The sequence below is a fragment of the Shewanella sp. 1311 genome (assembly GCF_059338235.1).
Map to the genome: position 1 here is coordinate 4,245,064 of NZ_CM181686.1, position 26,490 is coordinate 4,271,553.

11 protein-coding genes are annotated in these 26,490 nt (G+C 49.3%); 4 read left to right on the plus strand and 7 right to left on the minus strand.

Going from position 1 to position 26,490, the window contains the following annotated elements; genetic code table 11:
* Positions 1 to 84: 84 nt before the first annotated feature.
* The 5 genes from pfaD to AC5YB3_RS18720 form a co-directional block, all read right to left on the minus strand.
* A complete protein-coding gene (gene pfaD / locus AC5YB3_RS18700; RefSeq protein WP_259558455.1) occupies positions 85 to 1,731 on the minus strand; it encodes an eicosapentaenoate synthase subunit PfaD in 1,647 nt (548 codons plus the stop codon).
* Positions 1,732 to 1,850: 119 nt separating this feature from the next.
* Positions 1,851 to 7,829 carry a hotdog fold thioesterase gene (locus AC5YB3_RS18705; protein WP_494525920.1) on the minus strand — a complete coding sequence of 1,993 codons (5,979 nt, stop codon included), beginning with the start codon at positions 7,827 to 7,829 and terminating at the stop codon, positions 1,851 to 1,853.
* Positions 7,826 to 10,144: a PfaB family protein gene (locus AC5YB3_RS18710; protein WP_494525921.1), complete on the minus strand. Its 2,319-nt coding sequence runs from the start codon at positions 10,142 to 10,144 to the stop codon at positions 7,826 to 7,828. Before AC5YB3_RS18710 ends, AC5YB3_RS18705 begins: the two co-directional genes overlap by 4 nt.
* On the minus strand, positions 10,141 to 18,324 hold the full coding sequence (locus AC5YB3_RS18715) for a beta-ketoacyl synthase N-terminal-like domain-containing protein (RefSeq protein WP_494525922.1): 8,184 nt from the start codon (positions 18,322 to 18,324) through the stop codon (positions 10,141 to 10,143). Before AC5YB3_RS18715 ends, AC5YB3_RS18710 begins: the two co-directional genes overlap by 4 nt.
* The gene (locus AC5YB3_RS18720; protein ID WP_494525923.1) at positions 18,321 to 19,190 is read right to left on the minus strand and encodes a transposase family protein; all 870 of its coding nucleotides are present in this window, start codon (positions 19,188 to 19,190) and stop codon (positions 18,321 to 18,323) included. The genes AC5YB3_RS18715 and AC5YB3_RS18720 overlap by 4 nt, the downstream gene beginning before the upstream one ends.
* Before the next feature lie 652 nt (positions 19,191 to 19,842).
* On the opposite strand from AC5YB3_RS18720, the gene AC5YB3_RS18725 reads away from it, so the two are divergent.
* Both AC5YB3_RS18725 and AC5YB3_RS18730 read left to right on the plus strand, forming a co-directional pair.
* The gene (locus tag AC5YB3_RS18725; RefSeq protein ID WP_494525924.1) at positions 19,843 to 20,748 is read left to right on the plus strand and encodes a 4'-phosphopantetheinyl transferase family protein; all 906 of its coding nucleotides are present in this window, start codon (positions 19,843 to 19,845) and stop codon (positions 20,746 to 20,748) included.
* A gap of 192 nt (positions 20,749 to 20,940) precedes the next feature.
* On the plus strand, positions 20,941 to 21,486 hold the full coding sequence (locus AC5YB3_RS18730; protein WP_494525925.1) for a hypothetical protein: 546 nt from the start codon (positions 20,941 to 20,943) through the stop codon (positions 21,484 to 21,486).
* A gap of 140 nt (positions 21,487 to 21,626) precedes the next feature.
* On the opposite strand, the gene AC5YB3_RS18735 is transcribed toward AC5YB3_RS18730, so the two are convergent.
* Positions 21,627 to 23,615, minus strand: a complete 1,989-nt coding sequence (locus AC5YB3_RS18735; RefSeq protein ID WP_494525926.1) for an alkyl/aryl-sulfatase — start codon at positions 23,613 to 23,615, stop codon at positions 21,627 to 21,629.
* A 123-nt stretch (positions 23,616 to 23,738) separates the two neighbouring features.
* On the opposite strand from AC5YB3_RS18735, the gene AC5YB3_RS18740 reads away from it, so the two are divergent.
* On the plus strand, positions 23,739 to 24,680 hold the full coding sequence (locus tag AC5YB3_RS18740; protein WP_006085227.1) for a LysR family transcriptional regulator: 942 nt from the start codon (positions 23,739 to 23,741) through the stop codon (positions 24,678 to 24,680).
* A 93-nt stretch (positions 24,681 to 24,773) separates the two neighbouring features.
* On the opposite strand, the gene queF is transcribed toward AC5YB3_RS18740, so the two are convergent.
* Positions 24,774 to 25,631, minus strand: a complete 858-nt coding sequence (gene queF / locus AC5YB3_RS18745; protein WP_006080957.1) for an NADPH-dependent 7-cyano-7-deazaguanine reductase QueF — start codon at positions 25,629 to 25,631, stop codon at positions 24,774 to 24,776.
* Positions 25,632 to 25,690: 59 nt separating this feature from the next.
* Between queF and syd the strand changes: the two genes are divergently transcribed.
* Positions 25,691 to 26,341 (plus strand): SecY-interacting protein, encoded by a 651-nt coding sequence (gene syd, locus AC5YB3_RS18750; RefSeq protein WP_494525927.1) that lies wholly within the window; start codon positions 25,691 to 25,693, stop codon positions 26,339 to 26,341.
* Positions 26,342 to 26,490: the final 149 nt, after the last annotated feature.

The window sequence follows — 26,490 nt, forward strand, 5'->3', positions numbered from 1 at the left end:
GATAGGTGACTAAAAAGCCGGCAGTGATGAACAGTGCCGGCTTTAAGTATCAGTTTTAAGACTGAGCAATAGGGCTAAAAGCGGTTAAAAACGATTCAGCGGTTTCCAGCGTAGTAGTGTGACCGGAATGCTCGCGCCTTGGGATAACAGCAAGTTAATCCGAGATTGATACGCCGCGCCTACCATTAAATGTTTGGCTAAATCCACCGCATTACGGGCTTTATAGTCATCTAAATAACTGCCTTTGGCCCACGCATTAAATGCACCTAGCGCTGGGCCTGCCCAGATTTGGTAATCCATTTCGCGGCCGACTTCACCTGTGTTTGACCAGCGGCTCGATAGACCCAAATACCAGCGGAAAATCAGCGCCATCTTACGTTTGGGATTATCCAGTGCGCGCTCGATTTGCTTTGGATCGCGCTCGTTAAAGTGGGCGACAGTACCCGCCCAAATGTCATCGAGTGATGAGCGGAACACTTGCTCTTCGAGCTTTTTACGCTCGTCCGTAGGGATAGCATCAATCGAATCGTAACGGGTGTAGATCTCATAAAGCTTATTGGCGCGCATCGGGAACAAAGTGCCACGCTTTACCACTTGTAATTTCACGCCCATTTCGAACATATCAGCGGCAGGTGCCATAGTCACATCGGCCATTTCTGTGGTGGCGAGTAACTTACGGGTGTGTTCGCTGGCGCCCGCTTCGACGCAAGCTTGGTTGATAGAACCTGTGACGATGAATGCCGCGCCCATGTTGAAGGTGGCTAATGCTGCATCGGGTGTACCGACGCCGCCGCCTGCGCCAACACGGATGGGCGTTTTATATTGATATTTAGCTTGGATTTCATCTTTTAGTGCCAAAATTGTCGGCAATAGCGTGACCAATGGACGATTGTCGGTATGGCCGCCAGAGTCGGCTTCGGCTGTTATGTCGTCCGCCATTGGCACAAGTTGCGCCATCGCCATTTGATCTTGGCTGATAAGGCCATCACTCACTAATTGCTGGAGGATTTTGGCAGGCGCCGGCTCCATAAACTTAGTCGCGACTTCGGTGCGGCTGATTTTTGCGATGACTTTATTGCCAATGACTATCTCGCCATGTTCGTCGCGGCTCAACCCCGCTGCACGGTAATAGACGATCTGCGGCGTTAAACCTAAAAATGCCGAGGCTTCGACTGTGCGCACTTTATGTTTTAAAAACAGCTCAACGCTGCCGCGCTCTAACGCGGGCTCGCTTGGGCTGTGAATTAAGTTAAAAGCGTAAGGACCATTGGGCAGCGCTGCTTGAATGCGGGTAATGGCTGCTTCAACGCGGGATGGAATTAACCCAGCCGCGCCAAATGAGCACAAAATGCCCGCTTGGCCGAGGGCGATAACCAGTTCTTCCGAGGCAATACCGTTAGCCATAGCGCCGGCGTAGTAAGCGTATTTGACGCCGTGGACGCGGCGAAAGTTACTGTCGCCTAAACTTTGGGTGCCAAGGGCAGGGGCAAAGGCGCTGACAGGGTGTGAGCCCAATGGAGCTTGGCTGTCACTTGTGGTCACTTCGGCCGTTTGCGCTATGCCTAAGCCTTTTTCACTGTGATTGACTAAGTAACAGGCTTGACTTAAATCTTTGAGTTTTTTGCCTAATGAGTCGATATCAAAGCTCAGCTCTGCATCGTTGACTTGCCACGGCCAAGGGCTGAGTTTTTCGTTATTGCTATTGAATTGATCTAGAGTATGGCTAGTCATCTTGGGTCTCGTTTTTATTGCAGCTGCGTTGCTATTACTTGAGTAAAAAGTTCGGGTGTAAAAAGCCAACGCAGCGGCAGGATTATTTTTAAGTGATTCAATAAATAGAATTTACCGCATTAAGCTTCTTCAATACAGATGGCGATGTCTTTGACTTCATAAATCCGCAGGCCATCTTTACTCAAGTTGGCATCGCCCATAATGATGCGTTTGCCATTGTCGTCTGTCACGCTGGTGATGTGTACATCCAGCGACATCTGCTTGTTTAATGGGTTAATTTGGCCGCGATACTTCCATTTGATATCCGATAATATCTGGCCGAATTTTGGACTCTTAAAGCCCGCACCAAGGTCTTGGTCAATCGCATAGGTTTGCATCAGCTCGATAATGGCTTCAACCCCTAATGAGCCTGGCATTACCGGATCTTGATGGAAGTGGAATTGGAAGAACCAATCACTCGGGTCAATGGTGCGCTCGGCGTATAAATAGCCAAGGCCCGCTTTACCGCCGGTCTTCACGATGTCGGCTTTGTCGATAAAGTTAAGCTGACCGCCCGCTAAACGGTAATGCGGCTGACCTTCTGGCGCGTTAAAGCTGCGATGCTGTTTATCTAACAGATTGATTTGGCTATCGGCGGCTATACCATTTTGCACATGCCAAGGCTGAGTGATCTTGCCGTTGTCTATGCCAAGTTGGTTTTTCAGCGCATCGCCCTTGAAGTAACCAAATACCGCTTTACCTTGGTAGAAAGGCTCGCCATCGCAGCTTAGCTCGAAGCTAAAATTCTGGATGATGTTGCTGCCGGCAATCACAGTCGATAACAAACGTGAGTCGTTCACGATTGTTTTGCCGCGTAAATCCACGTGGCGCAGAAGCTTACCGCTACCGTCCAAGTTACGGAAAAACAGTTCTTGGCCGGGGAAGCCCAAGGTGGTGCCCATATAGCCTGAGATAAAGCCGTTTGGCTGCAGTGATATCTCCATTAGCACAGAATAGGGCATCACAGCGTGATGGCTATTTTTATCGTAATACCAAGCATTTGCGGGCACTTCGTATTCGGCGATGCACGAAGAAGGCTTTTTCAGTTCGCCGCGTTTGCCGTCAATCGCAATGACGCGAGTCGTGAGCTGCAAATCACCGCAAGGCGTGCGTGGTGGAATTAGGCCGCGATAGATACTGAAATCAGGGCCGAAGCAGTTTTCGATGTCGCCAGTGGCAAATTCGAACATGTGGTACGGCGTGAACGGTAGGGTATCGGGCACGCGGTTAGCATACTTTGAATCCGCAGGCGCGACTGGTGCAGGCACATGCTTAAGCGGCACTACGCCTTTGTTGGTTGGCGCGGTTAAATCTGGCAGCTGCGCCATCAGCGGCGCGGCGAACGATGCGGGTGTTGTCGAAACTAGCGGCGCAGCCGAAGCAGCATCTTTGGCAGTATTGTCAGCGGTGCTGGCATCATTATCCGCAAGGTAGCGAGTGCATTCGGCTTCTTCTTTGATCATCACCCCAAGGTTTTGGAAGTCCACCACCACTTTGCCATTGAGCAAAATATCGATATTCGCCTTAGCATACGGGCGCGGGCTCATACCGATTTCGGTGATTTCCATGCGATAGGTGAGCAGGGCAGATTGCGGCAAGACTTGACCGCGACAACGCACTTTTTGTGATGCGTTTTCGAGCGGTTGGAAACGGCCATCTTTCACACTTAGGTGCATACCAATATGCAGCATAAAGAATTGCAGTAATTGACCACAGCCTTCGGCCATTAATGATCCCGCCATCACTTGGTCGCCCTTGAAATGACAAGGGAAATACCAATGGTCGGCTTCGAGCTGCTTATGGCCTTCAACTGAACCTAAGCCCCACGCGCCGCCATGCACCTTAAGATTGCTGACCTGTTCAATCATCAGGAATTTTTCGGATGCAAAACATAAAGAGGGCTGCAACCCATATTGGGCTTGATGCGCCGCATGGGCGCCGCCAAAACAGCCACCGATATCGGCGCCGAGTAATTTATGGATTTGGCTGTAATCAAATTGGTTTTGCGCGCAGTTAAGCAGCGGATTAAAGCGCGGTTTATTGGGATTATTGAGCGCAAGGTTACGGGCTTTGATTTCGGCTTCGGTGCGAATAACGCCTTTGCCGTCGGCGAGTTCCTTGTCGGTGAAGAAGCCGGCACAGCCGCCATCCATTTTCAGGATCAGCTTGTCGCCCACGAAACATTCGTAGGAGAAGAAGAACAACAAGGTATCGCCATTGCGGGCAAAGTGATTGATGGAAATATCATAGCGCAGGGTGTCGCCACCGCGCGGTAAGTCGCCAAGGAAGGTCAGGGTACAATCGAGCAGACGATAAACGCGCTCGCCCTTGTTTTCAAAGTCGATACCTAAATAGCTGATCAGCATTAAGTCACATTGACCCGATTCAACCGCCACGGCCCACGGAATTTGACCATCGACCAAATACGGCGCGTCCACAGGAATGTCGTATTCTGTGGTCATAGTGCAAGGCTGATATTGGTTCATCTGGGCGTTTAATTTCGTTACCCGAGATACCAGCAAATAGTCTGTGGTTGGCAGGCGTACACGGCGCGAGTAGCTGTCGATAATGGCGTAATCTTGGCCAAATACTTTAGCGATATCACCTTCGGCGTATTCGACTAAATCCGCATAATCCCAAATACAAGGCTTGCTTATCGGCGTTGGCGGCGTGTACAGAGGCACTTTTGCATGGTTTGGATAAAGCACTTGGTTTGGATAAAGTGCAGTATGTGGAAGAACCGCTGGCGCAGATGCCTGAACAATGGCTTGTTGTTGCACTGACGTCGCTTGGCCATTGACGGCTAACTCGCTGGCAAGCTGGGCTTTCATCAAGGCATCGGCCAGTTTCAGGCCTTGCTCACGGCTTTGTAAAAAGGCTAGATGTGCTTCACGGGCTAGTTGCTGATTACGTATAAATGCAGCGTCTTTTAGCTCTGCTTGAGCGGCGTTGTTATTGGGCGTGCTTAGGGCATTTATTGGCATGCTGCTTAATGTCTCTTTTTGTAGAGCCGTGATTGGGCTGCTTGTTGCAAAGCTACTCGTATCTTTGCTCGCTATTTGGGCCAAATGCTTGCGCTGGCTGCGCGCTGGCAGTGCTGTAATGGCTCGGGCTTTTTGTTGTATAGCATCAAGGCCCGCGAGCGGCGTATCAAGGATATGTTGATAGATATCGCGGCCACCAAGTGTCACTTGTTTTATTAAGTGTTTTTGCGCCGAAAGCGTTAAGTCTTGTTCAAGCCTTTGCTGCAAACTGTGTGCTTGCGTGGCACTTTGACTGAGCAATAACTGCGAGCATTTACCTTGGCTAAACGTGGCAACGAGCGCGTGCTGCACTTGATTAGCTTGTGGCTGTGCTTGGTTTTTTAATTGCCCATGATTTTTAAGCTGAAGCAGCGCGCTCAAAATACTCGCCATTCCCGCAGCAGCAAAGTTGTGGCCTAGGGTATCAGCGGCTTGGCTGCGCTGGTTAACACTCGGCAGCAGGGTATTGAGTACCAACTCTGAATCGGCAAGTTGCTCAACCGCAATACTGGTTTCAATCAAGCTAATTTGGCTGCTATTCACCTTGGCTTGGGTTAACAGGTCATCGCAAATACGCGCTGTGTTGCTGTTACCTTGCATGTCACAAATAGCGCCAAACACTTGGCCGCTGATGTGACCATAACTGTCGCCATAGCTTTTGCTATTGGCATTGTCAGCGGCAGTGCTTGGCTGGGCTGCACTTGATTGTGTTGTCGTGAGCACTAATGCGCCAGCACCTTCACCGACTTTCCAACCAGTGTCTGTGGCATTAAATGCCACTGGCGATACGGCGTTTTTGAGGATCACTTGCTCAAGGCTGCCACTTAAATCGACGGCGGCGATCACTACGGCATCTAAGGATTCTTGGGATAACAAGTTTTCGGCTACATCGATACAGCGGGCGACCGATTGCTCCGCCGCTGAAATGGTAAAGGCTGGGCCGTTAAAGTCCCAAAGGGATGCGATGCGTGACGCCATGATATTGCCAATAAAACTGGTGTATTGGTTCAGTTTGGCGGCATCGAGCACGCTGTCCATGGCGATTTTTTCAAGGGCGAGATACTCAGCTTGTGTGAGTGTTATCCCTTGTTTTTTAAGGCTGTCTGCCAGTTGGGTGTGCAGATTTACGCGGCCACGGAACTGGTGTAATTCCAGTTCGGTTTCCATCGCCACTAATACAGCAACCTTGCCGCCGGGCTTTAAGTTCGCATCGCGAATCGCTTCATCGGCCACTTTGATCAGCAGCAGTTGCTGGGAGATCAGGCGGTCGTCTTCATTGGGCGGCACTTTAAAGCGCAGAAAGTCAAAATCGAACTGGTCGATATACGCGCCCTGTGGTGCGGCTGCGAGGCCAGTTCCGCTTAAACCAAAGTTGGCTAGAATATCAGGGTGTTTATCTAAGCCTTTCCAGCGTTTAGCGGGCAGCGGGATAAAGGCATCTTGCCGAGCTTGAATCGTGCTATCCAGTGCATTAATGGAGGATAAAGGGCCGAAGTGCGATGCTAAGCCAATGATATTTAATGGCGTGTGCTGATAACTTACAGTAGCTGCAGGTTGTTCATTCTTTTTGTTTGTACTGGCAGCATAGGATTCCAGCAACAAATGCGCGTTACAGCCGCCAAAACCAAACACGGAAACACCTGCGTGACGGCGGTCATTGCCGGCTTTATCGGGCCAAGCATGCAATTCTGTTGGCAGATTTTTAGCGCTAAACAAGCCCTTAGGCGAGGATATCGGCGCTGATAAGTTAATACTTGGCGGCAGTCGACCCGAGCGCATGGCAAAAATCATCTTCATGATCCCCGGCATTCCTGCGGCTGTGAGTAAATGGCCTAAGTTGGATTTTGCTGAACCGATCAGCGGCACTGCAGAGCCCGCGAGTTTGTCCTCGAAGAAGCGCTCCATCGAGGCGAGTTCGACTTTATCACCGAGCGGCGTGCCGGTGGCATGGCATTCAATCACTTCGATATTGGCAGGCTGAGTGTTTGCCGCGCTATAGGCGCGCTCGAAGGCTTGCACTTGGCCCTTGCTGTTGGGGCTTAATACAAACTGGCCTTTACCGTCGTTCGACAAACCAATGCCGCTGACGACGGCATAGATGTTATCGCCATCGCGCTCGGCATCTTCTAAGCGTTTTAAAACTAAAACCCCTGCGCCTTCTCCGGCGAATAAGCCCTTGCTGTTGCTATCAAAGGGCGCTGAAATACCATGATCTGGATAGGCGTGAAAAATCGAGAATCCCATGTTGATAAAGAAGGGATCAGCGCCCGATACTGCGCCCGCAAGCATCATATCGGCCTTGCCTGTGGTCAGGTAATCGCAGGCGAGTTTAAGTGCGTAAACCGAGCTAGCGCAGGCGGCGTCCAGACTTAACTGAGTACCACCTAAACCGAGTGCATCGCTGACCAGCTTTGAAGCTGTGTGGGCAACGGCGCCATTGGCGACGTTTAATACTTGCTCGACGTTTAACGCTTCTCCAGCGTGAGCTTGGTTAAAATCAGCCAGTTGAAAAGCGCTTTGGTTAAGTTTGTTTTGCAGCGCCTTTTCAACGGTTTGATGATACAGAGGCAAAAATAATTCATTGGAGCGGGCGGTCGGGAACGACAAGGTTCCCATCACGACACCTGTGCGCGCCAGTACGGCATCGCTTTGCGCAATCCCTGCGTCTTGGAGGGCTTTACGACTGCAATCGAGTGCCCATAAAAAGCTTTCATCTAAACCGTCAAAGGCGGACTCTGGCAGTTGATAACCTTTGGCATCAAACTGGAAGTGTTGGATGTAGCCGCCTTTATCACAGTAAAAACGGTCAGACTGACCCTGCACACCTTGGTAATCGGCGGGATTAGCATTGAGCTTTTCGCGGCTAATTTGGGTGCGTGAGTCTTTTTTATCCAGCAGATTTTGCCAAAAGGTTTGGGGATTATCTGCGTCAGGATACTGAGTCGCGAGGCCGACAATCGCAATTTTTGATGCGCGGTTTGACGCAATGGTAGGCACGGTAGTTTTATCAATCGTAGGGGAATGCTGAGAACTCACAGGGGTTCTCCTTCTGGTAATACTGCTGATGATAAAGGGGCTGCGTTAGCACTTAGTGGCTGAATGAGCGGCGCGAGCGAAAGCGGTACTCTGTGGCTTATTAGCTGAGCTAAACACTTGAGTAAGCTGGTAATCGCATCAGCACCTTTGGCATTGCAAGCAATGGCGGCTGTCGCCGCGTTCGCAGTGCTTTGGCTTGCGTGGGCGTGGCTGATTTTATCTATGAGTGTGCTGGTTTGCCTATCGGCGCCCACTTCGACAAATAGCCTTGCACCTTGCTCAGTGGCATTTTGAATGAGCGCACTAAAGTCGAGTGGCGAACAAAAGGTATCGGCAATTGCGCGGCCAATACTGTGGCTATCCACGGTTACTGGCGCAGTTTGCGCTGCGCTAATAAAGCGAATAGGCAGATCTTGCGCTGCCGCTTTCAGCGCCTCAGGTTCCAGTGCCTCAGGTTTTAGTGCTTGAGTATAGAAATCTTGTACTTGCCCATGGACTAGCATGGCAGGCGCGGTATGCATTGCCGTGACTCGATTGGCGGCAATCCCGCGCTTACCTAACGTGGCAAGCAGGGCTTTACAGCTTGTTTCGCAGCCTGCAATGACGCAAGTATCACCTTGGGTGATGGCTAAGTAGGCGCGAGGAAACTCTGGCAATAATGCCTTGATTTCATGGCTATCAGCGCGCACGACAAAGCTGTTCCACACTATGGCTTCATTATCTGCAAGCTGCCATGCTCGGCGGACTGCGGTTAGCTCACCAGAAATCGCATGGTTGAAAATATCGCTATTTTCAGTAGCGTTGATCATAGCATGGGGCGTTTGCCACACATCTAGGCTGGCCCACATGGCCGCTTCGCCCATTGAGTAACCGAGCGCCATTTTAGGCTTAATATTAAAGACTTGGGTCAACAGTTTAGTGAATAGATAACTGGCACCCACGCCACTAATCGCTTGCTGACTTAGGTTCATGCCAGCCGCGGTTTTAACATCTGCCGCATAAATCTGCGGTGATTGCAGCATGGCACTTAAATCGCCTTCACGTTCTAGCTGATGATACAGCGCGGGGAAATATTCATGTAAGTTATTGAACATCTGGGCGTAAACCGTGCCAACGCCGGGATACACGAAGGTGAGTCCCGCATCCCCTAGCGGCTTAGCGGTAAAGCAGCTACCCGCTGGGGTCTTAAAGTGTTGACCATGATGACGAATAGCATCACTTTCAAGCGCCGTAAGCATGGCTTTGGCTTCAAGTTTGAGGTCGTCAATCGATGCTGCCATCAAGACTAATGCTAGTGGTGCGTTGGCATCATAGTGTTCAAACCAAGCTTTGAGATATTCCGCGTGAAAGCCTACGCTATTTTCCAGAGTGTTAACTAGTTGCAATACTTGCGCTATGAGTGAATCAATACTGTCACCACTTATCGGCACAAACAGTCTGTTTTCATTGACAAGGGCTTTGGGCGCGGCAAGTTGTGTGCCTTGGGTCAGCACTAGGCTTTGGTTTAGATTTCGAGACTCATCCGCTTGATGTGACGTCTTTGCTACAAGATTTAGACACAACACCCGCGCTTGATGTTGGTCGCTAAACCAATAGCCAGTTTGATGATTGGTGTCGTTTGTCTGTTTTATATCAGTAGTGCCTTTAAGCGGCGCTTGTGTTCGCGCAGCGAGGGCGGTTACACCTTGGCGCAGCGCAACAAATGCCTCGTTGAGTGTGTTGGCGACAGTCTGATGTTGAACGGTTTGAGCTGGGCTGCGCTTTGCCGCCGCTAATGCCGCATTAGCAACAGTCGCCGCATTTTCAACTGCCGTATTTGCAACACCTGTAACCTCATTGCCAGCGGCAAAGCCAGCAATAAACGCGTGTGCATGTAGGCGCAGTTTGGCAGCGCGTAAACCATCGAGCAAATACAGAGACTGGGGCTGATTAGCATCATTGAATTTCAGTTCAACGAGCTGGCCTTGCTCAATGGCTGTTGTTGCTTGGCCTAACAAGGCAGTGAGCGACCTTTGCTCATACACTGACGGTTCATGCTCTTTTGGTTCATGAGCTGTCGGCCTATGTACTGTCGATTGGTTGGCATCGGCAGCGCAAATTTGAACTCTTTCACGTTCAGTAAACGTCCCTAATACTTGGGCTGAGTGAGAGTCAAGGTTGACGGCATCGCCAAGCAACACTGCAATACGCAGTGGCTTGGCAAGCTTTTCAGTAATAACCGTGTCTGCAATAGCCTTGTCGGCATTAGCTGTGTCAGCTATCGACGTTTCAGCTTGGCCGCTATGCGTCGTTGCTAAAGGGGGGGCTAAGTTCACTCGACTTTCGCCTCCACGCTTTCAATGGCTTTATTCGCAGCGGTTTGATTAGCAGCAACTTTATTGGCTAAAAACGCACCGTTAAGATTTTTGCTAATCGTGACTTTGGCGTTGTTCATCTCGCAGCTTAAGCGACCATCTTGATGATACAGCGCAATATTGGCTTCAAGGGCACGGTCAGAGTGTTTTACCACCTCGAGCACTAGATAGCCTTTATCGCCAAAGGCAAACGGCGCATGGGAAATAAACTCCCCAATGCTTGATGGCAAACTCGCCGCGCCATATTTGAGTCTTGCCCATACCAGCATCGCCTGCAGCAACAAATCTTCCGCAAAGGCTTGTGAGCCTTTGCGGGCCAGATTGGGCACAAAACTCCCGCAGTCCGCTAACGCAACATGGGGAAGAATCACCTTGGCGACTAAGCTCGCATCGTCAAACTTCACCACAGACTCAATACCTTGCAGTCTTGGGCCGTGGAAAAGCGTGCCGTCGCTGTAAAGGCTGCTTGCGGTTGTGATGGCAGAAAGTCCTGCCAAGCTGTGCGCGTCAAAGGCAGTTGCTTTGCTGTTAGTGGCTAAGTAATCGTTAGCCGCGTCATCAACAGCATCATCAACGGCTAGGATGGCTTGATATTGCGGACGACCTTCAAAGCTGATTAAGGCACTGAATTGTCCACTCAAGCACTCGTCTGTGTCTTTCGCGGCTTTATCCGTTAACGCAATCGGTGCAAGCTCAAGTTCTAGCGTGATGGGCGCACCGTTTTCTAACGCACCTTTTTCTAACGTCACAGTGTCGAAAATAATGCCCTTCAACAGCTTGTAGCTTTGCACTTTGACAGGCTGCTTGAGCACATCAAAGGCGGCTTCACGCATCCACTGAATCGCGCACACAGTCGGTAATACGGGATTACCGTTAATGCAGTGATCTTCAATAAAGATCATTGCCTTAGGGTCCAGTGTGCGCTGCAGTTTTACAGCGCTTATATTTACTGCGCTTGGATTTAAAGCGTTAAGCAAAGCATGCGGATCCGACGAGTCAGTGGTCAGATCCGCTTCAGGCTTTTTTAGATTGCCACCTTCAGTCTCTTGCACTTTATTAGAAGTGTCGTCATGAGGTGCGCTGCCTTGCATGTCAGTACCGACCAGCAATTGTGCGCCTGTGTTGCTCAGTAATTGGCTCGCAAATAACTCAGCACCCGCCTTTAACGGGATCACATAGACACCGCGATCGATAAACATCTTTTTCAGCGCAGGGTTCACCATACCGCCGTCCCACGGACCCCAATCGAAGCTCATCACTTTGGCATTTGGCAGTTGCTGCGCCAGTTGCAGTGCGGCTTTGTTGAGTATGTCGTTGGACATAGCGTAATCGCTTTGGCCGGTATTGCCGTAAAAACCCGCCGCCGAAGAGAACAGGGCGATCAGTTTTACTTTATCTAAATCCAGTGCGGCAAGCAGATTGCTAATGCCTGTGACCTTAGTGCCATACACCCGTGCTAACTCATCTAAGGTCTTGTCTTGGATGTGTTTATCGGCGAGTACGCCCGCACCATGGATGATGCCAGTAATAGGTGATAACTCGGTGATAGGCACTATAGTGCTGGCGATCGCATCTGGATTGTTAACATCGAGACTTAAGTACTCAGCGCTGGCCCCCACGGCGGTAAAGGCTTCTAGTGCAGCTGCAATTTCTAGGCTGCTTTGCACTGGCCATACTAAGGCATCCACTTGTTTTGGCGTGGGTTTCTCGCCCAAGCTTTGAATGTGGGCAATGGCAGCGGCTTTAAGTTCACTGTTATTTTTACCCTGCGCCCAAGCGGGAATGGCTTGTTGGCTGCTTCTGCCGGCAAGGATAAAATGCGCCTTGCTGCGTTTTGCCAGACTCAAGGCACATTCAAAGGTCACGCCTTTTGCGCCGCCAGTCACCAGAATTTTATCAGCACTGGTCAAGTTAGCTGCGCTGTGGCGGGTATCTGCCTTGCCTGCAACTAAGGTCACGCGTGCCAGCGCTTCAGTTGCGCCTGCTTCACTCACACCGATTTCTAATAGCTTATCGGTTGCAAATAACTCAGCGATGACCGCATTGGCCAGTTGTTTGGCATCAAGTGCTGGCGCGATATCTAAGGCGCGGCAATGCACGCTTGGCCACTCGTGGCTCAAGGTTTTCGTCAGACCTGCTAATGCCGCTTGGTTTAACTCGCTGCGGGCAATTTGGCTGTGGTTAAGATAACCAAAACCACCGTCGATACGACTGACGCTGATAAAGCTGCTATCAGTATTTGCCGTTGCTGCTGTTGTTAAAAGCGGTTGTAAGTGTTTGGCGAACAAGAACGCTTGCTCGACCGACGCTTTGGCGGCACTGGACAACACTAAACCTTTCGCATCGGCTGAGGTTTTATGTTGTGGTTGCAGATGAATAAAGCCTGCAACTGTACCTAAGCTTTTGATCTCATTAATCACTGCGCTGATGCTGGTATCGTCAATCGCCGCCAATGTGAAGCTGGCAATGTGGCTATTGAGCGGTGATGCACTGGCTACAAGGCTTTCTGGCGAGCGCACAACCGCAACCGTTAGACCTTGAGCATGCAATTTCTCGGCAAGTACGCCAGCATTGTGACCATCATCGCTAATGATAATGCAGGCATCTTTAGCAAAAACGCGTGTTTGAGCTTGTTGCGCTGATTGCTTTGACGATTGCTGTGGCGATAGTTGCGTTAGCTCAGCCGCCGCTGGCAACTTTTTTAGCACCACCTCGCTATGGGGTGGTAAATCATGTGGTGGCAAATCGATAGTAGGTTCAGGCTGAACGACAGCGCTAATTGGCGCTACATTCTGGCTTACCGCGTTTTGGCCTAGTTTACTTTGCATATAACTAACGATTTCACCTAAGGTGCGACACTCGGCCAGATCTTCAGGATTCAGCTCAGGTAAGCCTGGTAGCTCGTCTTGTACTGTGCCTAAGATTTCAACGCGCTTGATCGAATCGATACCTAAATCGGCTTCCATATCCATGCTCAGTTCTAGCATTTCAGTGGGATAGCCCGTCTTGTCGGCCACTACTGACATCATGGTTTGTTGGACTTTTTCAGCACTTAAGCCGTTATTTATTGTAGCGGTAACAGTGACTTGTGCTGCTGTTGTAGCTGAAACCGAGCCAACCGCAGATAGTTTGCTGTTCCCTATTTCTTTCGAAAAGAGTTCAACGATTTCGCCTAAGGTGCGACACTCGGCCAGATCTTCAGGATTCAGCTCAGGTAAGCCCGGTAGCTCATCTTGCACTGTGCCTAAGATTTCAACGCGCTTGATAGAATCGATACCTAGATCGGCTTCCATGTCCATGCTGAGTTCCAGCATTTCAGTGGGGTAGCCTGTCTTGTCGGCGACCACAGCCATCATGGTTTGTTGCACTAACGCAGCGCTTAAACCGCTGGCGGCAGGTGCGGCAGTTGTCACATGAGTTGCTACGATAACTGATCCCACAGCTGGCAGTTTGCTGTTCATGTAGTTAACGATTTCACCTAAGGTGCGACATTCGGCCAAATCCTCTGGGCTGAGCTCTGGTAAACCCGGCAGTTCGTCTTGTACTGTGCCTAAAATTTCAACGCGCTTAATAGAATCAATACCTAAATCGGCTTCCATATCCATGCTGAGTTCCAGCATTTCAGTCGGATAGCCTGTCTTGTCAGCCACCACAGCCATCATGGTTTGTTGAACAAGTGCAGCACTTAAACTATTAGCGGTAGGAGCGGTTGTCGAAACTACAACTTGGCCAGCCGCTGGCAGCTTGTCATTTTGTGTAAGCTTACTTTGCATGTAGTCAACGATTTCACCCAAGGTGCGACACTCGGCCAGATCTTCTGGGCTGAGCTCTGGTAAACCCGGCAGTTCGTCTTGTACTGTGCCTAAGATTTCAACGCGCTTAATCGAATCGATACCTAAATCGGCTTCCATATCCATGCCAAGTTCCAGCATTTCAGTCGGATAGCCTGTCTTGTCAGCCACCACAGCCATCATGGTTTGTTGCACTAACGCAGCGCTTAAACCGTTGGCGGCAGGAGGTGTTGGCGCTGTTGTAGAAACTACAACTTGGCCAGCCGCAGGCAGTTTGCTGTTCATGTAGTCAACGATTTCACCTAAGGTACGGCACTCGGCCAGATCTTCTGGGCTGAGTTCAGGTAAGCCCGGCAGTTCGTCTTGCACTGTGCCTAAAATTTCAACGCGCTTAATCGAATCGATACCTAGATCGGCTTCCATATCCATGCCAAGTTCCAGCATTTCAGTGGGGTAGCCTGTCTTGTCGGCCACCACAGCCATCATAGTTTGTTGAACAAGTGCAGCACTTAAACCGCTTGTTGCTGGTGCCACAGGTGTCACTTCTGGTATCACTAGAGCAGGCATGACTAATGCAGGAGCTGCTGGCGCAACTTGTACTGTTGCCGCAGGCGCATAAGCAACAGGAGCCGTTTGCATAACAGGCACAACAGGCGTGCTAACAGCTGGTCTCGTCGCAACAGCCTGAGCCGCTACTGGTGCGGCATTGTGTGCCACTGTCGTTGCAGCAAAAGGCGCTGGAGCAACAGGTGCAGGAGCTACAGGTGCAACAGGCGCAGGAGCCGGCGCAGTTACTCGTGGCTGAGCAACTGCTGGAGTAAAGTTAATCGGCGCATTGTTTAGCATGGCCAAGGCCGCTTGACTACTACTGCTTTGCAGCTGCATAAATTCGGCGTGGCTTTGCAGGGTTTGCGCTTGATGCTGGTGGAACATTTCCATTGAGCGTTGCAGGCTTTCTGGGATTGCAATGCCAAGGCTTGCCATCTTGGCTTGTTCTGTCATCAGTGTCGTGAAAGTATCGCCATATTGCTGCGGGATAGCTAAAAACTGTTGATGTAACTGCGCCGCTTGAGATTGTGCGCTGAAAAATGCGGTTAACGCATCGCTGCTGACGTTTGGTGTGCTTGGGTTTAACTGCGCCGTCTCTTGCTGCTGATTGCTTAAGCCTTGCACAACGCTTGGGGATGTTTGTTTCATTTCAACAGCTGCCACTTGATTCGCTTCCACTTCTATTATTTTCTCAACAACTTTTTCGACGATGACTTCTTTCTCAACAATTTTTTCGACTTCTTTTTCGACAACCGTTTCAACGATGCGATCCACATATTGCACTTGGCTAGTCACGCTGCCTGTGGCGAGGGATTTGGCCATCTTAGCTTTGGTCGCAGCACTAATATGGTTAGTGGCGGTGAGTTTGATGTTCATTGCTGATGGCGCTTCACGCTCGGCAATCTCTTGTGACGTGACGGCTTGATAGGGGTCAACCTCAGTTAACGCCACGCCAGCTACGGCTAATTGCACTGCGGCTAAGCGTAATTGACTGTCACTGTCGCCCTTAGGATTCGGGTTCATGCTGACAAGGCAAAGCTCATTTAAGTGTTCGCCTAAGGTATTTTCAACTAACTTTTGCAATATGTTCTTAGGGCCAAACTCAACAAACACACGTGCGCCAGCGTCATACATGGCCTGCAGTTGTTCGCTAAAGCGAACCGATTGCAGCATATGTTGCTTGAATTCTGCTTTAATCGCTTTGCCATCGGTTGGGTGTAATTGACCCGTTCCGTTGGCATAAAGTGCGACAGAAGGTGCGCTGAATTTAGCTTTATCAATGGCTTTGGCAAATGGCTTTTGTGCGTGTCCAACCAATGGAGTATGGAACGCGCCTGAGACAGGCAGGGCAATCGCTTTAAAGCCCAGTTCGCTAATGGCTTTAGCGGCCAGCTGAGTTTGCTCTGTGCCACCTGCGATGACTAATTGTGTCGGCGCGTTGTAGTTGGCAATTTTAACGCCATCAAACTGGGCTAAACAGCTATTGAGCGCATCGATATCATTCTTTTGCTTAAGAATGATGGCGAACATTGTCCCTAAGTCAGTTTGAGTTCCAGTGTCTGCTGCTTTACTCGCGGTATCGCTCGGCACTTGCGCCATGGCATGTCCGCGGGCGAAGGCCAGTTCGACGTAATCTTCATTGGAAATCACGCCTGCCGCGCAAAGAGCTGACAATTCACCAAAGCTGTGACCTGCTACCATATCGGGGGCAAAACCCGCCTGAGTTAATAGCGAATATTGCGCCATTGAAACCGCGCCTATGGCGCTTTGGGCGAACAGGGTATTGGTCAGCGCCGCTTCTTGGGCTTTAACCGCATCGGCATCGAATGCCGGAATAGGGTAAAGGATGTTGGATAACGGTGTTTGGTCGTGGTGAGCAAATACCTTATCGCTGGCCATCACTTGTTGGCGCATTTCAGGGAAATGGCAGGCTAGTTCGCGGCCCATGTTCAGGTACTGTGAACCTTGACCGGCAAACAGGGCGGCCACTTTCTTTGATTCATTCTTAGCCAATAAGGCATGAGAGCGGTAGCTGATACCAGAAGGTAATTGCCACACTTCAATTGCATTGGTTTCTAAATGCGCAATCGATTGATTTAACTGAGCTTGCAGCTGTGCGATATCCTTAGCCACAAAACCTAAACGGGCATCTGTGTTTGCTAGTACGCGCAGCGGATATTGCTGAGCGATAGCGTTCAGGCTCGCAGCGCTGCTCTTATTCGCGTTCGTGTTCACGCTTTGGCTCAGCGCCGCTTTTAACTCGCTAAGCAGCGCGGCTTTATTGGCTGCGGCAAACAATAGTGTCTGCGGCACACTGCGCTGACGATATTGCTCGTCACGGCTGTGCTCAGGTTTGTATTCTTCTAATACGAGATGGAAGTTGGTACCGCCAAAACCAAAGGAGCTCACGCCTGCACGGCGCGGCGTTGCATCGGCGCGCTGGAACCATGGGCGAGTTTCGGTATTTAAATAGAATGGCGAACTTTCGATATTCAGTTTTGGATTAGGCTGGCTGACGTTAATGGTCGCAGGCAATACCTTGTGATGCAGTGCCAGCGCGGCTTTGATAACCCCGGCAGTACCCGCAGTTGATTTAGTGTGGCCCACTTGGGATTTCACTGAACCTAACGCGATATGTTGATTGGTGTCGTTGCCTTGGGCGAATACCGATTTTAAGCCATTGAATTCGGCCACATCACCTGCAGCTGTGCCGGTGCCGTGGGCTTCAACCAAACCAATGCTGTGCGGTGCAAAACCTGCATCGTCGTAAGCGCGCTCCAATGCTTTAGCTTGGCCTTCAGGGCGCGGCGCATAAATACTCTTAAATTTACCGTCCGATGAGGCGCCAACGCCTTTGATGACGGCATAAATCCGGTCACCATCGCGCTCGGCATCTTCAAGGCGTTTAAGCGCGACCATGCCGATCCCTTCGCCGATCATCATGCCTTTTGAATCGATATCAAAGGGTTGAATGGTTTCGTTAGTGGTGAAGGCAGGCGTTTTTGAGAAGCTCATGTACATGGACGGCGAGTTGTCGGTACAGACACCGCCGGTGATCATCATGTCGCTGCGACCTTCGGTCAGTTCAGTCAACGCCATACGCATAGCGGCAAGCGAGCCCGCGCAGGCAGCATCGACTACACAGTTCATGCCGCCAAAATCAAAACGGTTGGCGATACGGCCTGCAATTACGTTGCCTAAGGACCCAGGGAAAGAGTTTTCTTCCCAGTGGATATATTGGTCTTGGAACTTTTTGATCAGCATTTCGCTGTCTTCATCGCTCAGGCCGCTGCTTTTGAATACTTTTTTCAATACTGGATATTGCAGGCGCGAGTTCAAGCTTTGACTGATTTTTTGACCACCGCCCACGCCTAGCGTGATGCCGATACGATCGCGATCGTAATCGGTGGGCAGATTGGCATCGGCGAGCACTTCTTTGGCGACAATCAGCGACAATAGTTGCGAGGTATCTGTCAGTTCTAAAATATTGGGCGGCAGACCGAATTCCATGGGATTAAAGTCGACTTCAGGCAAAAAACCACCGCGTTTACAGTAGCTTTTATCGGCTTTGCTTTTGTCGGCATCGTAGTAATCTTCGGCGCGCCAATGGGTGTCTGGGATGTCAGTAATGGCATCGATTTTTTCGCTGATCAAATCCCAAAATTTATTTAAATAACGCGAGTTAGCGAAGATACTGGCCATGCCGACGATAGCAACGGGCATATCTTTCAAACGTTTGTTGAGTCGTTTATCTTTTTTTGACTCAGTCGCAGAATTAGGTACAGAAGGGGTATGGCTCATAAAGAGTCTCCACGGGTCGACCTGGATACGGTGACCTTGTTTTGGGATTCAGCCGCGCTTGTCTTTGGCGTGCCATGGGCACCGGGAAAACGGGCTAAGAAGGTGTGATAGTTGCGAACGAGCAACTTTCGTAAATGAAACGGCCCATGTCGGAGGACATAGGCGATATATCTATTGGTCGCTTGGGTATTGCTGTCTTGATAAATATCGAGGTAAATCCAATCACTTGCCGTATCTATGCCTAATAGCACTGAGCTTGGAGCTTGCTCAGTAAGCTGCGGCGGTATGGTGAGTGAGACCACTTGCACCACAGTATCACCGTCGGTACTTGGCAGAGCCAGCGCCTTGGCCAAGGTTTCTGGATTGACCGTATAGGTTTGGATATCGCTGCCTTGCGTCACAGGCAATTGATTAAAATAGCGTTCGGGTACTTGTGGTGCTTCAAACTCATCGAGCCGCGATATGCCGTAGCGTTTTAAGCAACGGGCAAGGCCGGAGCGCGACACATTGGGATTAATGTAGGTTTGGGTGACGTTGAGCAATCTATCTAAGGTGAGTCTGAGTTGGTAACGTAATCCCACCACCACGTATTCTTCCATCGGCGTGAGCGTCGTGTTGAGATGGTGAGGCGTGTTTGAACTGTTGCTGATGGACTCACGCTTACGCCACTTACGCACCGTTGCCTCGGTAATATTTAAAATTTTTGCCAGTTGGCTGACGCTCAGATCCGATTGTTGGATAAAGAGTCGCATTTCAGGCGTAGTGGTGGCGTTGCGATGCCGAGGTGTGCTGTCTTTTTGCTCCGCTGGAGTCGTGCTCTTGGGGGCGTAAGACGGCGCTTTAGATTGAGAGTCGCGAGTTGCCATTAAAAATAATTATCATCCGACATAATCTATTGGGACTGATAAGCGATTTTGGCTGAGTCATGACTGACATTTATGACTAATGTCGTGACACTCATCGTAAAACCTGTGCTTATCATCTGTGTCACTTAATGGGGATGCAGATTACCTGAGGTTTCGGGTCGATACAATCATCTGGGACTGGAATTTATTGGCTTTCGTTGAGTAATGGTATTTTCTGTGCGTTATGTTGGGTTTTCGCTTACCCCTTGGGCTGTTTAATACTTTGATAGTGGAAGATTTATATTTGTAGCGGCGATGAAGGCAGCTTTTTTGAGTTATCGGGGTAAAATAGCCCAATATTGGCTTACGTCCCTTTAGTCATGAATGAGGCTGTGCGGCTAAACCTGCTAATTTTTGGGGGAACCTTGGCGCAATTGCAGCAAAAAATTGCGCTTAGGATGGAGCTAATAGTTGTTCTAAGAATTGCTCTTATTAGAGTGCGGCTAAGAATTGAAATAGGGCTTAGTTGAAACTATTTAAGATGCATAATGAACTCAGATAATGATGAACCTAGACAATAATGAACCCAGATAAGAATGTTGCTAAGTGCTCCCCAAAAAGCCAGACAATGATAACTCATCAGCCGCAGGGCTTTGTACAGCTAGGCTCTCGAATGACCGACTCTCTAACATCTAGCAAAAACGGCGTGAATGTGGATCTGTTTTTTATTCCGCTGAACGATATTTCAGCGGCGCAAACATCACTTGCCGAGTATTGGTTAAGTGATGATGAACTCGCAAAGGTCAGGCGCTATCGCGATCCCAAGGCGCAAATAAAGGGATTACAGGTGAGGGCGGCGCTGCGGGCCGTGTTATCTCGCTATGCGGATTTATCGCCACACGAGTGGTGTTTTGAATATGGCGCTAAGGGCAAACCGAGTTTAACGGCGAAATTGCAACAGCAAACGGGGCTTGAGTTTAATTTAAGCCATAGCGGCGATTGGTTATTGATTGGTGTGGCTCAGTTTGATGGTGTTGAGTCTGGTTTATTTGGGGTCGATATTGAAAGGTCACGGCCGAAGACGGATATCTATCCAATCCTAAATCACTATTTTTCTCCCCAAGAAACTGCAGCCTTGCTCGCCCTCGCCGATGAAGCGAGTCAGCGGCAGCGTTTTTTCGATTTATGGGCGCTAAAGGAGTCCTATATTAAGGCGACAGGACTAGGTTTAGCGCAGTCGCTCAAATCCTTCGCCTTTGAGCTTAAGCCGTTTGAGCAATTGGCGGCAGAATCGCTTGAGTTATCATGCCAAGATACCGGATTGAGGCAAGCCTGCGGCGTAGCTTCAATGCTTAATGTTTATCCACATATTCCATTACAAATCCCGCTACAAATCCCGCTACAAATCCCAATACACACACTGGATTTAGCTGACTCCTTGCATTGGCAAACGCACTTTGGTCGTTTGACCGAGGAGTATCGCTTTGCCATTAGCCTAGCGCATGCTGGTAATGCCGCGATTCCCATGACGCTAACCGCGCAGCTGAGCAGCATAGAAGTCTTACTGGCCGATTATTAACGGCGAAACAGAGTGCGTTCTTCGCGCCAGTAAACTCACCTAAACCGCTAAGATCTGCGATTGCGTTTAGCCATAATTCTTTCTGCGCCTTATCTTGTTATCAATCCATTTTATTCATCTTCGGTTAAACATTGCTGGATATAGTGACGCCCATAATATTTTGAATTTGAATGAAATAAATGAGGTTTAGTCATGAAACTGATTAAGTGCGTATTGCCGGCCACTATGCTGGTGTTGCTATCTGGTTGTGGTTATTTTGGTGGCGATGAAAAGCAGCAATTAGAGCAGGCTTGGTTGGCCCAAGATCCACAGTTGCAGCAAGTGGTTGAGCAAATTCGTGCCAATGGCTTAGATGTTGTCGCCCAAAGCGCGGCGGCGGGCACAGTTTCAGCCTGCGTGGCAGAAAAACTTAGCCAAGATCCGCTTGGTAAGTTAGTTAATGTTGAAGGCTCGCTGGTGGAGTCGGCCAAGGTAGCAGAATTACTGGGTGACTTACAGAAAGTGATGCAGCAAGACATCAGTTTTGATCAGGTAGCGAGTCTGTTACAAAAGGGCGCGGATGCGGCGGCCTATGCTAAAAGCCTTATCGAGCAACAAGGTTTAGATCAAGCCTTACAAAGCCTTAAGCAAATGGCGACCGCGAGCGAGCAATTTGCCCAGCAAGATTTAGGCGCACATTTCCAGCAATTATTACTTGAGTGTAAAACTGTAGCGCCAACGCCAGCCTCTGCTAACTAATGCTGCTTTCTGAACTGACAACATCATCCTGAATCTGCTTGGCATGATGCCAATCCCCCAGTGCTAGAGCCGTTCAAGGTGAATATACGCTAGTTCGTTTTCCCATAAAAAAGCCCTGAAGCTTCAGGGCGTTGATGTCATTATTTCGCGCTAGCTAGCGGGACGATTTCAAAGTTTTCATCAAATTTTACTAAGGTCGATGCTATCTTACCGAAGGCCGCTTTATCGCCCTCGAGTTTGGCCGTGCCGTTGGCAAGTAAGTCTTTGAGGGTCACTTTGCCGAGTAAAATCCCGGTAATATAGCGCTTATCAATATAAAGATTGGTGTCGGCCTCCATTGGTTTATCAACCTTAATATTGCTTAAGTTACCGTTGCTTAGCTCGACGTAGAGTGTGTCTTTGGTATCGGGGTTAATCACATTAAGCCTGATGAGTCCAAGTTCAGCGGCCTTGATGCTATCGACTTTTACGGCGAGGAAGTCAAACAGAGTCGAGATCTCCATTTCACCTAAAATATCTGCCGATGCCGATTTGGGGGCGCCGGGTTGGATCCCTACGCGTAACTCTTGGGCGCCGGTAAGATAAATGTTACGCCAGCCTGCGCCTTCGGCTTGGTAGCCCAATTGCTCATAGGTATCTGCAAGTAATTGTCTGGCCTTTTCGTTATCGGGTTCTGCCATGACCACTTTATTCAGCGCCGTCGCCACGAAACGGTATTCCCCTTGGGCATAGTCGGCTTTGGCGTGTTTAACCACAGCTTTAGCACCACCCATATACTCGACAAATTTCTTCGCTTCCTCCTTTGTCGGTAGCGGGTTTAAGTTGGCTGGATTCATATCGAAATAGCCTAAATACATGTTGTACACGGCTTTGGCATTATGGCTGTAGGTACCATGGTAACCATTGGTATACCAAGTATCGCGCACCGCCTTAGGGATAGTGGTTTGAATCGCATCGCCAATATCTTGAATACCCACGCCATTATTGGCTAAACGCAGGGTTTGATTATGCACTAGGCCATAGTTATCCCTCTGCATTCTGAGGTAAGCATTCACATCCGCATTGCCAAAGACGGGCGCCGAGTGGGCCTCGAAAAGTACCTGCGTATCATCGCCAAAGCGTGTCAGCAATGCATTGATATCCTTTGACCATTTGATGGCGTCACGGACTTTTGCACCGCGCAAAGTGTAAATGTTGTGCATGCCATGGTAGGTGAGTTCACCCGTCCACAGGGCTTTCATTGAGGGAATATAGGTGGCCATTTCCGAGGCGGCTTCTGTGCCTGAGGCATCCATAAACACCATGTCTATGCCATCAATGGTGAGTGTTTCCCACTTATCTTTGCCGTTTAAGGTGACATCGGGTTTAACGTAGGTCACTTCGCCTTTGGATAACCCCTTGGCGAGTGCTGCATCGACAATACCTTGATCGTTTCGCTCTAACGTTGCGCCGTATTGATAGGCAGCGCGGCGGCTCATGGCATTACCGGCGAGAACGTTTTCGTCGACAATTTCTTTGGTAATGTTATTTGAACCATAGACTTTGACCTTAGGGTACATGTCTTTGATTGCACGGGAACCGCCAAAATGGTCCGCATGACTGTGGGAATAAATCATCGCCACCACAGGTAAGTCATTACCCTCAGGCAAGTTTTTTAGCGCAAACTCCAATGATAACTTTGCCGCTTCTTTGGTGAGCAGCACGTCATAAAGGATCCACCCCGTTTTACCGCGGATAAGGGTTAAGTTCGACAAGTCAGTGCCGCGAACTTGATAAATGCCATCCGTGACCTTGTATAAGCCGTTAGACACCATATTCAGCTGTGCTTGGCGATAGAGTGAGGGGTTGACTGTGTCTGGGGTTTTGTCGCCGATAAAGCTGAATTCGGTGCGTAAAATGGCGGCAGTTGGTTCATCGAGTTCGGCGATGAGATTCTTAGAGAACTCTTCAAAGGCTTTTTTATCTGTGTAATTTAGAGTGGCTGCTGTGGCCTTGTTGACCTCAGCGGTTTGCTGGGTCGCAGGCTTTCCCTGATAGTGCAGACTGATATGTTCATGCTCGTGTTCTGCCGCCGTAGCGCTGAGGGAGAACGTTGCGATAATACTCAATGTCATCAAAGATTTTTGCATAATTTTACCTACAGATAGGAGGGATAGTGTCGTTGATGGTTTGAGTATAGACAGCTTGTGTATTTAGATAACTCGCGTTAGCTTGGGTTGTAATATTCATATTGTGAATGAGTAGTTTCCCTTATGCCGACACAAAAGCCATTAGATTTAAACTTATTGCGGGTGTTTATGGTGGTTTACCGTACTCGTTCATTCACGCAAGCGGCTGAAGAGTTGGACTTAACTCAGTCTTCAGTCAGTAACGCGATCAGTCGATTCAGGGTATGGGTCGGGGAGTCACTGTTCAATCGGGTTGGGAGGGGAATTGAACCGACGGCAGTGGCGCGGGAAATGTACCGTAAGTTTGAGCAGCCAATGGCAGATATCGAAACTGTATTGCTGGGGTTTGAGCATTTTGATCCAAAGTGCAGTCAGCGACGCTTCTATGTGTATGCCAATGAGTCGGTTATCGAAGCGCTGCAAACCGGTGTGCAGGCGTTATTACAGGATGCGGATATTGAAGTGATTTTTCGGGAATCACCGCCACAGGAAGCTGATTTATATCGCGATATCTTGCTTGAGCGAGTCGCTGTGGCGATAGACATTAAACCCGCGCAGCAAAGTTTGCTCTCGAGCAAATTACTCTTCACCGAAACCTTAGTGTGTATCGTCAGTCGGCAACATCCTCGGATTCAAGGCGCCATCACCCATGAGCAGTATTTTGAGGAGAAACACGTCTTTTTGAATATGCGGCGTTTTAATCTTACTGCGGGGGATTTGTTTACCGAAGGCGTCCTGCCCAGACGCAAGATGTATAGTGAGCAGTCATCTTTATTGAGTATGTTTGCTACCGTAGGCAAAAGTGAGGCGATCGGCATAGCGCCTTTGCGGTACGCCAGTCAGTACGCCGAGTTGTTCGGCATCCAAATTTTACCTATGCCACTGAAAACAAGACCCATTGATTTGTATATGGTGTGGAGCAGTAAATACACCCAAAACCCGAGCCATCAATGGCTGCGAAGCTTATTGCTCGATGCCAGTGCGAGCACTGTAAATGAAAAAGCTCTGAATCTTGCTAGCAGCTAGGCTAGCGATTCAGAGCTTAGTTTCGGTTTTTAACCTTAGTTTTTTCTCAGTTCTAAACCTTAGACCGTAATCTGATACTCGAACGAACGTTAATTACTGCCTTGCGAGTCTGTGGCTTTCGCCAGGTTGCTCGAAGTCACTGCGATACGGGTTGATATCTAAACCGCCGCGGCGCGTGTAGCGGGCGTAAACGGTCAATTTAGTGCAATGACAGAAACGCTTCAAATCGACAAAAATCCGCTCGACACATTGCTCGTGGAACTCGTTATGTTGGCGGAAAGAAATCAAATAGCGCAGTAGTTTCTCGCGATCGATTTTAGGCCCTTGATAACGGATCATTACGCTGCCCCAGTCGGGTTGCGAAGTGATCAAACAGTTGGATTTCAGCAGGTTTGAATTAAGCGTTTCCGCAACCGTTTGCTTATCGTCCGTGCTGTTTTCCAAGTAATCAGGATTAAAACTATAATCGCTGACTTCAATATCGAGATCGTCAATACACGTGCCTGGTAACTCGATAATACGCTGAATGCCAAAGCTTTTTGGTTCGATGATTTTAACGCTGATATCACCTTGAGCACATTGACTTAAGTCTGCGACTAAGGTCTTTTGCAGTGAATCTATGCTATCGAACTTGGTTTGATTAAAGCTATTGAGATACAGTTTGAACGATTTCGACTCAATCAGGTTCAGGCTTTCATAGCTTAAATGAAATTCAGCTATGGCCACCATAGGCTTACCTTTAGCATTTAACCAAGACAGCTCATAACCCGTCCAGATATCGGCACCATGAAACGGTAACGTCCCAGTGAGTGCAATAGCATTACGGTTTAGTGAGCGTGGAACCCCTTGCAGCAGCGACGCATCATACTCGGCTTGATAGTCTGTGGCTTTACCTAAAGTCAGGCCAACAAGCGCTTGCGCATCACTATAGGGATCGTGATTCTGTGTCATCAATACTGTTTCCATGTCAAAATAGGCGCACATTATACCTGAAATTGGATTGTGCTTAAGTGTCTTGTCTGCCCGCACTCGATAAATTTTTGCAAAACTATCATCAAGCTTACCTAACGAGTTTAGGTGAACTACCGCGTTATTACCCACAGGGTGAGGCTTCTGTGTGTATTCAAGGCGAATTTCATGCTGATCTTGATCAAGCCGTTTCTTGGCAGCCGGTTAAACGCGAAGTCGAAGGCAGTTTTGCCAATGTTGAGCATGCGCTTGAGTTGACTTTATGGCCAGAAATCAATCATTTTTACGGTCAGTATTTTTCTGCACCTTTATTATTCGACTCAGAATGGGGCACGGGTGAGTTACTGCAAGTGTGGAATGAGGATGATTTTACCTGCCTGCAGCAAAACCTGATTGGTCATCTAATGATGAAGAAAAAGCTCAAGCAGCCATCGACGTGGTTTATCGGTTTATTAGATGAGGGCGATAAAATGCTCACCATCAACAACAGTGATGGCAGCGTGTGGATAGAGCTTCCAGGTGAGATCCCGACTCAGCAACTGTCGCCAAGTTTAGCGGAATTTATTGGGGCATTATCGCCACGGATAGCACCGCCAGTTAAACATGAAGAACTGCCTATGCCCGCATTAGAACATCCGGGGATTTTTGCCAGCTTTAAACGTATATGGCAAAACCTCTTTGGTAAACGTTAGTTGGCGTGAGCTTGACGCTATCTTGCTGCGAGTTCTCAGCCTTCAATCATGTTTAGCCAGAGCGTGAACGCTCAACCACACTTAGTTTGAGTGTGAACGCTCAACCTAAGCGTGGCTTATCTTAGGTTGAGGTCTTTGGCGAGATAAGA